Raw genomic sequence first — 12,714 nt, forward strand, 5'->3', positions numbered from 1 at the left:
CTACAGGTCCTTCAGTCGCGTTCCTCTTCGATCTGAATGTCGCTGACACCTAGCTCCGCAACTCGGCTTGCTTCGCTAGAGCGGATTGGATTTTCCCATGGAGCATCGATCGCTGCGCGTGGTTCACGGACGTGATGCAGCAGTATTTCCAGCTCGGCTTGCTCCAGCCCGGGCAACTCGAACGAGCTGAGCAGTATTGATGCGGGCTCGCCATTGATGTGGTAGTGGATGCGGTAACGCTTCAGTTCGGTCATGGCGGCTTCCGGCAGTTGGCGACAGTGCCATATCTGACCGCCGGATTCCGCTCAGGCTCCCGGCTCGCTCTGCGCTTCTCGCTCAAGCAGCGCCGCCTTGCGTTCAATTCCCCATCGATAGCCGGTCAGCGCGTGCTGGGCGCCTACCACGCGGTGGCAGGGCACCAGCAACCCGATGGGGTTGCTGGCGCAGGCGCGGGCCACCGCACGGGCGTGGCTGCCGAGTGCTGCCGCAAGCTCACCGTAGCGTCGTGTCTCCCCGGCGGGAATCTGCTGCAGCGCCTGCCAGACACGTTGCTGGAAGGCCGTGCCGCGCAGATCGAGCGGCAGCCGGGCTGCGTGCAGTGGTTCTTCCAGTTGGCTGACGATTGCCCGCAACCATTCACCCAGGCCTTCCTGGTCGCGCTGCAGCTGTGCCGCGGCAAAGCGAGAGCGCAGCTCGTCTTCCAGCGCTGTTGGGTCGTCGCCGAACAGCAGGGCGCAGATACCTTTGTCGCTGCTGGCGACCAGCAACAGGCCGAGCGGGCAGGGCGCCAGGGCATAGCGCAGGGTTTCGCCTGCACCTTTGCGTCGGCGCTGGGCCGGCGTCAGCGCCTGCGCTTCGGCGTAGGGTGCCCGCGTGCCGGAGTAACCGGCGGCGAGGGCGGCATCGAGTACCGAATCCGCCTCGACTAGGTGGGTTTCCAGGCGTTCGCGGCGGCGGGCCGCTGACCACCCCCGAGGGGTCATGCCGGTGCGCGCCTTGAATGCCCGTGACAGGTAGGCCGGCGATAGCCCAATTCGCGCAGCCAGTTGCTGCAGTGGCAGTGGTGCCTCGGCTTCGTCGAGCAGGCGGCAGGCGGCGACAACCAATGCGTCAAGCTGCTCACTTGGGCTTGGTCCGCAGGGCGAGCAGCGACGGCACGGGCGAAATCCATCCGTTTCTGCCTTGGCAGCGTCGGCGTAGAACACTACTCGCTCACGTGCCGGCCGGCGTGCCGGGCAGCTGGGGCGACAGAAAATGCCGGTCGAACGCACGGCAAACACGAAGCGGCCATCGAAGGCTGCATCGCGCTCGCAAAGGGCTTGCCAGCAGCGGTCGTGGTCGAGCATGGCGCGACTCCTTGATTGATAGAGGGATTGTCAGCCCTGCGTCGTGCTTGCGCCAACCCGATGCGTGCTTTCAAAGTCGATGGGGAGCATGGAAGCCGGTCGGCGATTGCCGTAACCTGCAGCATCGCCATGACCGAGAAGGACCTGCAAGCCGCTGATGAAAACGCCTAAACGACTCGAACCGCTGATCGAGGATGGCCTGATCGACGAGGTGCTGCGACCGCTGATGAGCGGCAAGGAAGCAGCGGTATACGTGGTGCGCTGTGGCGATGAGCTGCGCTGCGCCAAGGTCTACAAGGAAGCCAACAAGCGCAGCTTCCGTCAGGCCGTGAAGTACCAGGAAGGCCGCAAGGTGCGCAGTAGCCGCGATGCTCGCGCCATGGCCAAAGGCTCCAAGCACGGGCGCAAGGAGAAGGAAGACAACTGGCAGAACGCCGAGGTCGCGGCGCTGTTTCGCCTGGCAGACGCCGGCGTGCGCGTGCCAAAGCCGTACGACTTTCTCGATGGCGTGTTGCTGATGGAAATGATCGCCGGTGAGGATGGCGATGCCGCACCACGGCTCAATGACGTCGACCTGCATCCGGACGATGCTCGCGAGTTCCATGCCTTCATGATTCACGAAGTGGTCAAGATGCTCTGCGCGGGGCTGGTGCACGGTGACTTGTCCGAGTTCAACGTGCTGCTCGATGAGCATGGCCCGGTGATCATCGACCTGCCGCAGGCGGTGGATGCCGCAGGCAACAACCATGCGTTCGAGATGCTCGAGCGGGACGTTGGCAACATGTCGGCCTATTTCGGACAGTTCGCGCCGGAACTCAGGTTCACTCGCTATGCCAAGGAGATGTGGGCGCTGTACGAGCAGGGCAAGCTGACCACCGAGACCGAGCTGACCGGGGAGTTTGCCGAGCCCGAAGACGCCGCGGATATCGATGCGGTAATGCGCGAGATCAAGGCGACGCTGGCCGAGCAGGAGCGCCGGGAGGCCTTGCGAGGCGCGGATGATGCGCCGAAGGATGAGCCACCAGAGCCGCCATGGATGAGGGGGTGATCGGCAGTCTCTAGCAAGAGCTGGAGACTGCTGGCTCTGCTTCGTTGAGCCGCTTGATCGCCTGGTTTCCCAGGAGGGCGAACCAGGCTATCTAGTGGCTCGGCAATAGGTTTGGCTAGAGCGTCCAAAGGCTTTGGCTTTTCAACGGCTTCACTGTGCTCGTTTATTTCTCTGCAGGCCTAGCCCCAGCATCTGCGGACTCAGCCTGCCACCCACCTCCCAACGCCACATACAATGCCACCTGGGCCGTCGCTAGCTCCGTCCTGCCCTCGAGCGCTTGTCGCTTGGCCTGTAGTGCACCACGCTGGGCGTCCAGCACTTCACTCAGGTTGGCTTCCCCCAGCTCGTAGCTGCGCTGCGCCAGCCGATGCGCCCGTTCGCGGTGTTCGCGGGTGCGGCTGAGCGATACGTGCCTGCGCTGCTGACCGGCCATCCTCGTCAGGCCACGCTCGACTTCCTCCAGCGCACGGGCCAACGCCTGTTCGAATGCGACGTAGGCGGTCTCGCCCTCGGCGTCGGCCAGGTCGATGGCTGCGCCGCGGCGTGGATAGTCGAGCAGCGGTAGGCCAAAGGTGGCGCCGACCCTGGCGAAGTTCGACGCGCTGGACACTGCGTCGCCCAAGGCAAAGCCGGAGCGGCCTACCGCGGCCTGAACCGCCAGCTTGGGAAACAGGTCGCGGCGGGCGGCCAACGATTGCAGCTCGGCTGCGTCCAGTCGCGCGGCTTCGGCGATAAGATCCGGGCGGCGACGCAGCAAGTCGATGGGCTGGCCCGGGGCGATGCGCTGCTCGGCCAACGGGACCGGCGCGCTGGAAGCGAGGCGTGCAGCGGTGCGGCCCGGCGGCTCGGCGAGCAGGGTGTCCAGCGCCAGGTGCGCTTCGGCCAGGTGAATGTCCAACTCGTCCAGGTCGGCTTCCAACGATGCGCGTTCGGCGGAGGTGGCTTCCACGTCCAGTCGGGTCACTTCGCCGGCATGAAACAGCAGACCGGCTATGCGCTCCAGCTCGCGCGCCACTTCGATGCCCTCGACCAGCAGGGCGCGCTGGCCCTGCAACGCGCGCAGCTGCAAGTAGCCCTGGGCGGTGTTCGAGGCCACAGCCAGCCGCGCGGCGACCGTTTGCGCCGCGGCCGAACGCAATTGCTGGGCCGCGCTGTCACGCCGTGCGCGGGTCGCGCCGAACAGGTCCAGCTCCCAGGTCGCCTGCAGCGCCAGCTCCCAAGTGTCGACGCTGATCACGTCATCGTCAGGGATAAAATCGGCCAACGGGCTGCCGGGTTCGGCGTCCTGATCGTTCTCGATCCACTGCCGGCTGGCCGAGCCGGGCAGGTCGAAGCTGGGCAGCAGGCCAGCGCGCGACTGCCGCAGCTGTGCGCGTGCCGAAGTGACACGGGCCATGGCCAGGCGCACGTCGTGGTTCTGCTGCATGGCGCGGCTGACCAGCGCGGTGAGCTGCGGATCGTCGAACTGGCGCCACCAGGCCGCCAGCGTCTCGGCATCGGCCGCGTGCCTGCCGGCGGCGCTGAACCAGCTTGCCGGCAGCTGCGGTTCGGCGTGCTGCGGTGCACTGGAGCAGGCGCTCAAGGCCAGGGCGAGCAGCAGCGGGGCGGCCAGGGCCTTGGCAGTCATGCGGTTTCCTCCGGTCGCACTTTCATGAACAGCAGGTACAGGCACGGTACCGCCAGCAGGGTCAGCAGCGTGGCGAAGCCCAGCCCGCCCATGATGGTCACGGCCATGTTGGCGAAGAACGGGTCGAACAGCAGTGGCACCATGCCCAGCACGGTGGTGCCGGCGGCCATCATCACCGGGCGCAGGCGCGACGCCGAGGCTTCGATGATGGCGGTCAGGCGCGGTACTTCATCGTCGATCTGCCGGTCGATCTCGTCCACCAGCACCACGGCGTTCTTGATCAGCATGCCGGTCAGGCTGAGCAGGCCGAGCAGTGCCATGAAGCCGAAGGCCTGACCGGTGAGCAGCAGGCCGAAGCTCACCCCGCAGATCGCCATGGGCACCACCAGCCAGATCATCAACGGCTGGCGCACCTTGGCGAACAGCAGCACGGTGACCAGAACCATCGCCAGATAGGGCACCGCGAGCGTGCTGGCCAGCGCCTGCTGGGCGTCGGATGACTGTTCGTAATCGCCGCCCCATTTCAGGCTGTAGTTGACCGGCAGCTCGATGCCCTCGATCAGCGGGCGAATGCGCTCGTGTGCCTCGTTGGTATTCTCGCCATCGCGGGGTTCGGCGCGAATGGAGATGGTGCGCTCGCGGTCGTAGCGCACGATGATGCTGTCCTCGCTGGTCGGCTCGATGCCGTCGGCGACCTGTGCCAGAGGCACGTAGCCGTTGCCCGCCGGGCTCCAGATCAGTCGTTGCAGCAGGTCGTCGCTGCTGATGCGATCTTCAGGCGCCGCGCGCAGCAGCACCGGGATCAGTTCGTCGCGCTCGCGCAGCAGGCTGACCCGTTGGCCCTCGCTGCCGGCGGCCAAGGCGCGCGCTACCGCCTGACGCGTCAGGCCGGCGTCGGCAAGGCGGTCCAGTGCCAGCTGCGGGCGTAGCACCAGCACCTGCTGACGCCAGTCGTCACGCACGTTGAACACCTTGCCCTGATCCTGCAGCCGCTTGCGGCCCTCGGCGGAGATCGTTCGCAGCACATCGATATCCGGGCCGCTGATGCGCGCCTCCAGCTTGGCCTCGGCGTTGGGGCCAAACATGAACTGAGCCGCGGTGACATCGGCCGAGGGATAGCGCTGTGGCAGCTCCTGATTGATCTGTTGCACCAAGTCTCCGATCAGCTCGGCATCCTCGGCGCGCACAAGAAAGTGCATCAGCGATGAGTTCGGCTGCTCCGGCATGTAGGTCAGCATGAAGCGCGAGGCACCGGCGCCGATGAAGCTGGACACGCCGCTGACGCCCTCCATCTCTGCCAGATACTCCTCGACGTCACTCGCGGTGCGTGCGGTATCGCGGATGTGCGTGCCCTGGGGCAGGAACAGGTTGACGTAAAACAGCGGTGTGCTCGACGGCGGAAAGAAGCTTTGCGGCAGGCGCGTGAAGATCACTGCGCTGACCACCGTCAGCACCACCAGCACACCGATGGTCAGCCAGGGCCGATGCAGCACGCCACCGGCCAGGCGCCGATAACGGTTGTACCAGGGGCCGTTGTAAGCGGCGTCGGGGTCCTCGTCGCTGTCGACATTGCGCAGCAGATAGTGGCCGAATAGCGGCACCAGCAGCAGTGCCAACAGCCAGCTGAGCAGCAGCGACACGGCGATGACGAAGAACAGCGAGAAAAGGAATTCGCCGGTGGTGTCCTGGGACAGGCCGATCCCCGCGAAGGCGAGGATTCCAATGATGGTCGCGCCGAGCAGCGGCCATTGCGTCTGCTGTAGCGTCTGTTGCGACGCTTCAAGAATGCTCTTGCCCTGGCGCTGGCGCACCAGCATGCCGTCGCAGACCACCACCGCGTTGTCCACCAGCATGCCCATGGCGATGATCAGCGCGCCTAGGGAAATCCGTTCCAGCTCGATGCTCACCAGCCACATTACCAGCAGCGTGCCGAGCACCGTGAGGAACAGCACCGCGCCAATGATGAAACCGGCGCGCACGCCCATGGCGATGCACAGCACGCCGACGACGATGGCAACCGAGAGAAACACGTTGAGCGCGAAACTGTTTACCGATTCGTCGACGATCTGATGCTGCTCATACAGCGGATGCAGATCGGCGCCCAGCGGCATGCGGTGCTCGTTGGCCTGCAGGACCGCTTCGACGCTATGCCCGACCTCGACGATATTCGCCCCGGATACCCCGCTGATGCCGAGCGTTAAAGCCTGCTGGCCGTTGTGGCGGATGATCTGTTGAGGCCGCTCGGCGTATTCCCGCGACAGCTTGGCAATCGCACCCAGTTCGACCCGCTGTGGTCCTTGTCCGACCGGCAGTGCACGCAACTCGTCCAGGGAATCGAAGGCGCCGCTCGGGCGCAGGCGCACAAAGAAGTCGCCGGCGTTGACGCCGCCGGCATCCACCGCGGCGTCGGTATCGGCCAGGGCCGCGGCGATCTCGTCTGGGGCGACGCCCAGTGCGGCCAGCTGCGCCTGATCGACCTCCACCAGAATGCGCTCTTCCTGTACCCCAGCGATCTCCACTTTGCCGACGCCATCTGCAGTGAGCAGGGCGCGGCGCAGGTCCTTGGCGGTTTCGTGCAGTTCCTTGAGCGTCAGGCCGTCACCGGTCAGGGCGTAGAAGATGCCGTAAACATCACCGAAATCGTCATTCACCATCGGCGGTTCTATGCCCGGCGGCAGGTCGCCGAGGGCATCGTCGATCTTGTTACGCAGCTCGTCCCAGATCTGCGGCAGCGCATCGCCGTCGTAGCGATCCTGCATCTCCACGCGTATCTCGGCGATGCCCGGCATCGAGCGCGAGCGAATCTCCTTGATCTGCGACATCTGCTGGATGGCGCTTTCCAGCGGCTCGGTTACCTGCTGCTCGACCTCCAGCGCCGTGGCGCCGGGGTATTGCACATTGACGATGGCCTGCTTGATGGTGAACTCAGGGTCTTCCAGGCGACCAATCTCGAAGAAGGCGAGGATGCCGCCGAACAGACAGATCAGTACCAGAATCCAGATGTTGACCGGGCGGTTGATGGCGTAACGGGCGAAATCCATCGGCTCAGTTCCGCTCCCGCGCTTCGATCGGCTGGTCGTCGTGCAGCTTGCTGCCGCCAGCTACGATAATCGGCATCTGCGCCTGCAGAGCATCGCCGCGAATCAGTGCCTGATCGCCATCGACTCGCTGCAGTTGAACCGGATGGCGCCGCGCGCGGCCATCGTCAGCCTGCCAGATGAAGTGTTTGCCGTCGCTGCCGGTCTGCAATGCCGATAGCGGCAGTCGGAAGCCGTCATCGTCCGTCTGTGGCCGGGCCGGGCGCTCCAGGCTGACGCGCATGGCCATGCCGGGCAGAAGATTGAAATCCTCCGGTGGCTCACCTTGCAGCACCAGACGGTAGGTCCGCGCGCCCTCGCGTGGCTGGGTGCTGTGTTCCTTGTAGCGCAGCGGCAGACGCAGGTCGGCGATCACCAGTTCAGCCTCGGCCTGCAGCTCGGGCCCGAGCGGGATGCTCAGCGCTGCGCTTTCCGGCAGGTCGACGCTGACCTCGATATGGCGGTTGTCCTGCATCTCGAATACCGGCGTGCCGACTGCGACCACCATGTCCGGCTCGGCCAGACGCCTTGCTACCACGCCATCGAACGGCGCGGTCAGGGTGCTGTGATCGATATTGCGCTGGGCGCTATCGCGGGCCACGCGGGCGGCTACGGTGTTGGCCTCCAGCGCTTCGATGGCGGCCGGGGCGAGGATGCCCTCGGCAAGCAGGGTACGCTTGCGCGCCAGGTCGGCTTCCAGCTGCCGTAAGCGTGCTTCGGCTTCGCGCATTTGCAGCCGGTAGTCGGTACGGTCCAGCTGAGCCAGCGCCTGCCCGCGGCGCACGCGAGTGCCTTCGTCGATCAGGATGCGCTCTATGCGCCCGGCCACCTCGAAGGACAGCTGGGTGGCGGTCACGCTGCGTACCACTCCGGAGAAACGCAGTGCTTCAGCCTTCGGCTCGGCAGGCTGCAGAGGCTCGACCAGCGCCACCCTTGGCGGTTCAGGCGCCGGCTCGGCTTCGGAAGAGCAACCGACGAACAGCGGCAACGCACAGGCGATGATCGTCAACCAGGCCTTGGACACTGGGAATGCTGGCGTTGACGTCATCGGGACTCCTGTCGGCTTGGCAGTAATGGCGCTTGAGGCACGCGCTAGGACTGACAATAGAGCCCCGCGTCAGCTCAGGAGTTCGCCAGCAATGTGTTGCAAACGACGTGACCGAACAGTCGATTTCTGCCAGGGCTCTGCCACACTGAAGGTTGCACGGCTGCGGCTCTGGAGCGCTTGACCGCCGTGAACGCAGCGGGGATGCTTGCTCGCTGTTCAAAGCGCATCAGTCATGGGGAATACGCAATGCAAGGCCAGGCACCGGTAATCGACTATCTGAAGGAGCTGTTGCGCGGGGAATTGGCGGCGCGCGATCAGTATTTCCTGCACTCGAGGATGTACGCCGATTGGGGCTTTACCAAGCTATACGAACGCATCAATCACGAAATGGAGGAAGAGACCCAGCACGCTGATGCGCTGTTGCAGCGCATCCTCTTTCTCGAAGGCACGCCGGACATGACACCGGAGCCTATCAATCCTGGTCATAGCGTGCCGGACATGCTGCGCAATGACTTGGCACTGGAGTACAAAGTGCGTGCCGCGCTGGCCCAGGGTATCGCCCTGGCCGAACAGCATGGTGACTACCCGACTCGCGACATCCTCGCCCTGCAACTGCAGGATACCGAAGAAGATCACGCTTACTGGCTGGAGCAGCAACTCGGCCTGATCGACCGCATCGGCCTGCAGAACTACCTGCAAACGCAAGCCACCTGATATTGCTGTTACCGCGAGGCGGACGCTGCCCGTCTCGCGGTATCCAGCCAGACTTGATCAGAGCCGGAAGCGGCTCACCATCATCTGCAGCTGACCGCCCAGGCGGGCCAGCTCCGAGCTCGACGCGGCGGTCTCCTCGCTGGCGGCGGCAGTCTGCTCAGACACGTCACGCACGTTCACCACGCTACGGCTGATTTCCTCGGCCACCGCGCTCTGCTCTTCGGCAGCCGCAGCGATCTGCTGATTCATCGCCTGGATATTCGACACGGTGCGGGTGATGTTGCTCAGGGAGACCCCGGCACGGCGCGCCAGCTCGACACCGCTGTCGGTCAGGTCGCGGCTGGTGTGCATGATCGAGGCGACCTGCTGCGTGCCATTCTGAAGCGCGGCAACCAGGCCTTCGATCTCTTCGGTGGATTTCTGCGTACGTTGTGCCAGGCCGCGCACCTCGTCGGCGACCACGGCAAAACCGCGCCCGGCTTCGCCAGCGCGGGCAGCCTCGATGGCAGCGTTTAGTGCCAGCAGGTTGGTCTGTTCGGCAACGGCACGGATCACGTTCATCACGCTGCCGATCTTGTCGCTTTCGCCTTGCAGCGCGGTCATTGCCTCGGTGGAGCGCACCACGGCAGTGGCCATACGCTCGATCTGCGTCACCACCTCGGTCACAACGCGATCGCCTTCACGGGCTTCACTGTCCGCTTCGGTGGCGGCCAGGGCTGCCTGTTCGGCATTACGTGCCACTTCCTGAACGGTCGCCGACATTTCGTGCATGGCCGTGGCCACCTGGTCGGTCTCTTCCTTCTGACTGTTTACGCCGGCGCTGGTCTGCTTGGTGACGGCGGACAGCTCTTCTGCAGCTGCGCTGATCTGGCTGACCCCATCGCGGATGCCGCCGATCAGCTCGCGCAACGTCGAGCCCATCTGCTGAATACCGCGCTGCAGCACGCCCAGTTCGTCGCGACGATGAATCTGCGCGGTTGCACTGAGGTCTCCGGAAGCAATGCGCTCTACATCAGCCAGGGTCGCGCGCAGTGGCAGGATGATCTGCCGGGTAATGACCCAGGCGGCCAGCACACCGAGGACCAGCGCCAGCAGGGTGCTGACGATCAGGCGGCTGCGTGCATCGCTGCTTTCGACATCGAGGCGGTCGAGCTGGAACTGGTAGAGCGAGTCGCTGATGCGGACGATTTCCTTCTGCTGATCGGTCATCTCCTGACGTGCCTTGGCGATCGCCTGGGTGGCCGTCTCCAGCGACTCGATAGCGCTGCGGTACTCGCCGAGCACCGAGCGGATCTGCTGCACCGCAGCGCCGCTGTCGTCGTCGAGGGCGCCAGCGTGCCGGCCCAGAGTGGCCTGTGCGGCGTCGAGCTGCGCATAGATTGCCTTTGCGGCATCGCCGCCCGGCGAGGCGATGTAGACGCGCAACAGGTATTGGGCGCGCTGCACGTCTTCCTTGATCAGGCTGATCGCCAACAACTGCGCGAAACGATCATCGTCGTATTCCGGCAGCTGCAGCACATGACTGGTGACGCCTGCAGTCAGCTCGGTCAGGCGGCTGGCGGCGCCATCGATGACTTGCCGAGAGCCGTTGGCCTGGGCGTAGGCCTTGCGCATGTCGTTCAGCGAGCTCTGGTACTGTGCGTTGTAGCCGGCCTGCTCCTTGAGCTGGGCGACGTTGATCGGGTTCTTGAACGTATTGAGCAGCTTGGTTTGCTGCGCCAGGTAGATGCCCAGGTTCTTGTCCAGGCGCTCGGTGGACTCGCTGTCGCCATTGGCCAGCATGAACTGCAGACGGGCGATGCGCAGATCGGTCAGCGTCTTGTTCAGCAGCGAGATTTCGGTCATCCAGCCGCTGCGCTGGATAACGCTGCCAAGGCTGCCCCAGCCATTCCACGCGAGGATGATGGTCAGGACCAGCACGGCACCGAAGCCCAGTGCGAGTTTCCTGCTGACTCCTATATTTGCAAACCAGTTATTCATTGAGATACCACTTGCGAGAGACGATCAGATGGGCCGCGACAGACCGTCGACAGCTGAGGTATGCCGTGTTTTCGGCATAAGGGATAAAGACTTGAGGGTGTCCTAAATATGGCGCCATAAATTCGACAAATGGTTGTCGAGGCATTTGCGACGCCCGCAACTGGGCTGCAAGTCACGAAGAACCCGGAAGCCGGGTTCTTCGTGCGCCGGACTCAGCATCAGTCCGGCGATACATCCTCGGTGGCAGCGGCGGGCGTATCGAGCTGCAACCGCTTGCTGGTCATGGCACGCACCTGTTCGGTGACGGCTGCGTCATCGTTCAACGCGAGACCGTAGGCCGGGAACATGTTCTTGAGTTTCGCCTGCCAAGCAGCGGATTCGACCTGCGCCTTGAAGGCGGTTTTCAACAAGTTGAGCATGATCGGTGCGGCGGTCGAAGCTCCAGGCGAGGCGCCCAGCAGCGCGGCAATGGAGCCATCCGAAGCGCTGACAATTTCAGTACCGAACTGCAGCACACCGCCTTTTTCCGGATCGTCCTTGATGATCTGGACACGCTGGCCCGCGGTGATCAGCTCCCAATCATTGGCATCGGCCTCAGGGAAGTAATCCTTCAGCTCGGCGATACGGTCTTCCTGGCTGAGCATCAGCTGGCCGATCAGGTACTGGCTCAGATCCAGGTTATCCAGGCCGGCCTGAACCATTGGCACGGCGTTGTCAGTGCTCAAGGAGCCGGGGAGGTCCATCAGCGAACCGTTCTTCAGGAACTTGCTCGAGAAAGTGGCGAAGGGGCCGAACAGCAACACTCGCTCGCCATCGATCACGCGGGTATCCAGGTGCGGCACGGACATCGGGGGCGAGCCGACTGATGCGAGACCGTAGACCTTGGCCTGATGCTGCGCGACAACCTCGGGGTTGCGCGCCATCAAGAACTGGCCGCCTACCGGAAAGCCTGCGTAGCCCTTGGCTTCGGGAATGTCGGCCATCTGCAACAGCTTCAACGCGCCGCCGCCAGCGCCGATGAAGACAAAGCGCGCCTTGACGCTGGTTTCGGTCCCGCCATCAGCGAGATTGGCGGAGACGACGGTCCAGGTGCCGTCATCGTTGCGCACGATGTCGCGCACTTCATGCTGCAGCTGCAGTTTTACCTGCTCGCTTTTGCCCAGAGCGTTGAACAACTGACGGGTGATCTCGCCGAAGTTCACATCGGTGCCGATCGGCATGCGGGTGGCCGCGACCTGCTGGGCGTCGCTGCGCCCGTTCATCACCAGCGGGATCCACTCAGCGATCTGTTGCGGCTGCTCGGAGTATTCCATGCCGTTGAAAAGCGGGCTCTGTTGCAGGGCTGCGTGGCGCTTTCGAAGGAAGTCGATATTGCGCTCGCCCCAGACGAAGCTCATGTGCGGGACGGCGTTGATGAACCGGCGCGGCTCCTGAAGCACACCGCGCTCCACCTGATGAGCCCAGAACTGCTTGGAGACTTCGAACGACTCGGCAATGCTCACGGCCTTGCTGATGTCGATGCTGCCGTCGGCTTTCTCCGGCGTGTAGTTGAGCTCGCAGAAGGCGGAATGTCCGGTGCCGGCGTTGTTCCAGGCATTGGAACTCTCGTCGGCCACGCTCGGCAGACGTTCGTGGACCTCCATGGTCCAGCTCGGCTCCAGCTCGTGCAGGTAGGTCGCCAGGGTTGCGCTCATGATGCCGCCGCCGATCAGCAGGGCATCCACGGTCTTTTCGGGTTCATTGGGCTTGGAGCAGGCGACCAGTGCGAAGCACGTAAGCGCCAGGGTCAATTTCTTCATCAAGGGTTCTGTTTTGCCTGGTAAGGGTTAAGCGGGCAGCGCGTGTCGATCAACGGAATGGCTCGCCACCCGCGA

The 12,714-nt window shown here is 64.2% G+C and carries 9 protein-coding genes; 2 read left to right on the forward strand and 7 right to left on the reverse strand.

Annotation, left to right across the window (positions count from 1 at the left end; translation table 11 throughout):
- Nucleotides 1-11: 11 nt before the first annotated feature.
- On the reverse strand, nucleotides 12-254 hold the full coding sequence (locus tag CXK91_RS11840; RefSeq protein WP_103456262.1) for a hypothetical protein: 243 nt from the start codon (nucleotides 252-254) through the stop codon (nucleotides 12-14).
- 51 nt (nucleotides 255-305) lie between these two features.
- Nucleotides 306-1,346: a bifunctional DNA-binding transcriptional regulator/O6-methylguanine-DNA methyltransferase Ada gene (gene ada / locus CXK91_RS11845; protein ID WP_103456263.1), complete on the reverse strand. Its 1,041-nt coding sequence runs from the start codon at nucleotides 1,344-1,346 to the stop codon at nucleotides 306-308.
- 157 nt (nucleotides 1,347-1,503) lie between these two features.
- Between ada and CXK91_RS11850 the strand changes: the two genes are divergently transcribed.
- Nucleotides 1,504-2,394, forward strand: coding sequence for a PA4780 family RIO1-like protein kinase (locus tag CXK91_RS11850; protein WP_103456264.1), 891 nt, complete (start codon nucleotides 1,504-1,506; stop codon nucleotides 2,392-2,394).
- Nucleotides 2,395-2,557: 163 nt separating this feature from the next.
- Here the strand turns inward: CXK91_RS11850 and CXK91_RS11855 are convergent, their stop codons facing one another.
- Genes CXK91_RS11855 through CXK91_RS11865 form a run of 3 tightly spaced genes read right to left on the reverse strand, consistent with a single transcriptional unit; the run spans nucleotide 2,558 to nucleotide 8,146 of the window.
- On the reverse strand, nucleotides 2,558-4,021 hold the full coding sequence (locus CXK91_RS11855; RefSeq protein ID WP_103456265.1) for an efflux transporter outer membrane subunit: 1,464 nt from the start codon (nucleotides 4,019-4,021) through the stop codon (nucleotides 2,558-2,560).
- Nucleotides 4,018-7,062, reverse strand: coding sequence for an efflux RND transporter permease subunit (locus tag CXK91_RS11860; protein ID WP_103456266.1), 3,045 nt, complete (start codon nucleotides 7,060-7,062; stop codon nucleotides 4,018-4,020). Before CXK91_RS11860 ends, CXK91_RS11855 begins: the two co-directional genes overlap by 4 nt.
- 4 nt (nucleotides 7,063-7,066) lie before the next feature.
- Complete coding sequence (locus tag CXK91_RS11865; RefSeq protein ID WP_103456267.1) at nucleotides 7,067-8,146, reverse strand: efflux RND transporter periplasmic adaptor subunit; 1,080 nt, start codon at nucleotides 8,144-8,146, stop codon at nucleotides 7,067-7,069.
- Nucleotides 8,147-8,392: 246 nt separating this feature from the next.
- Here CXK91_RS11865 and bfr point away from each other — a divergent pair, with 246 nt between their 5' ends.
- A complete protein-coding gene (bfr, locus tag CXK91_RS11870; protein ID WP_103456268.1) occupies nucleotides 8,393-8,860 on the forward strand; it encodes a bacterioferritin in 468 nt (155 codons plus the stop codon).
- Between the two features lie 57 nt (nucleotides 8,861-8,917).
- On the opposite strand, the gene CXK91_RS11875 is transcribed toward bfr, so the two are convergent.
- Together CXK91_RS11875 and mqo are read right to left on the reverse strand one after the other, a co-directional pair.
- The gene (locus tag CXK91_RS11875) at nucleotides 8,918-10,840 is read right to left on the reverse strand and encodes a HAMP domain-containing methyl-accepting chemotaxis protein (protein WP_103456269.1); all 1,923 of its coding nucleotides are present in this window, start codon (nucleotides 10,838-10,840) and stop codon (nucleotides 8,918-8,920) included.
- Between the two features lie 218 nt (nucleotides 10,841-11,058).
- Nucleotides 11,059-12,639 carry a malate dehydrogenase (quinone) gene (mqo, locus tag CXK91_RS11880; RefSeq protein WP_103456270.1) on the reverse strand — a complete coding sequence of 527 codons (1,581 nt, stop codon included), beginning with the start codon at nucleotides 12,637-12,639 and terminating at the stop codon, nucleotides 11,059-11,061.
- Nucleotides 12,640-12,714: the final 75 nt, after the last annotated feature.

Origin of the sequence: Stutzerimonas stutzeri, from assembly GCF_002909485.1 — a bacterium.
Classification (GTDB): Bacteria; Pseudomonadota; Gammaproteobacteria; order Pseudomonadales; family Pseudomonadaceae; genus Stutzerimonas; species Stutzerimonas stutzeri_AH.

Excerpts from the sequence above, each read along its gene's own strand:
- CXK91_RS11840 (WP_103456262.1), bottom strand. The coding sequence starts at position 254 with ATGACCGAACTGAAGCGTTACCGCATCCACTACCACATCAATGGCGAG.
- ada (WP_103456263.1), bottom strand. The coding sequence starts at position 1,346 with ATGCTCGACCACGACCGCTGCTGGCAAGCCCTTTGCGAGCGCGATGCA.
- CXK91_RS11850 (WP_103456264.1), top strand. The coding sequence starts at position 1,504 with ATGAAAACGCCTAAACGACTCGAACCGCTGATCGAGGATGGCCTGATC.
- CXK91_RS11855 (WP_103456265.1), bottom strand. The coding sequence starts at position 4,021 with ATGACTGCCAAGGCCCTGGCCGCCCCGCTGCTGCTCGCCCTGGCCTTG.
- CXK91_RS11860 (WP_103456266.1), bottom strand. The coding sequence starts at position 7,062 with ATGGATTTCGCCCGTTACGCCATCAACCGCCCGGTCAACATCTGGATT.
- CXK91_RS11865 (WP_103456267.1), bottom strand. The coding sequence starts at position 8,146 with ATGACGTCAACGCCAGCATTCCCAGTGTCCAAGGCCTGGTTGACGATC.
- bfr (WP_103456268.1), top strand. The coding sequence starts at position 8,393 with ATGCAAGGCCAGGCACCGGTAATCGACTATCTGAAGGAGCTGTTGCGC.
- CXK91_RS11875 (WP_103456269.1), bottom strand. The coding sequence starts at position 10,840 with ATGAATAACTGGTTTGCAAATATAGGAGTCAGCAGGAAACTCGCACTG.
- mqo (WP_103456270.1), bottom strand. The coding sequence starts at position 12,639 with ATGAAGAAATTGACCCTGGCGCTTACGTGCTTCGCACTGGTCGCCTGC.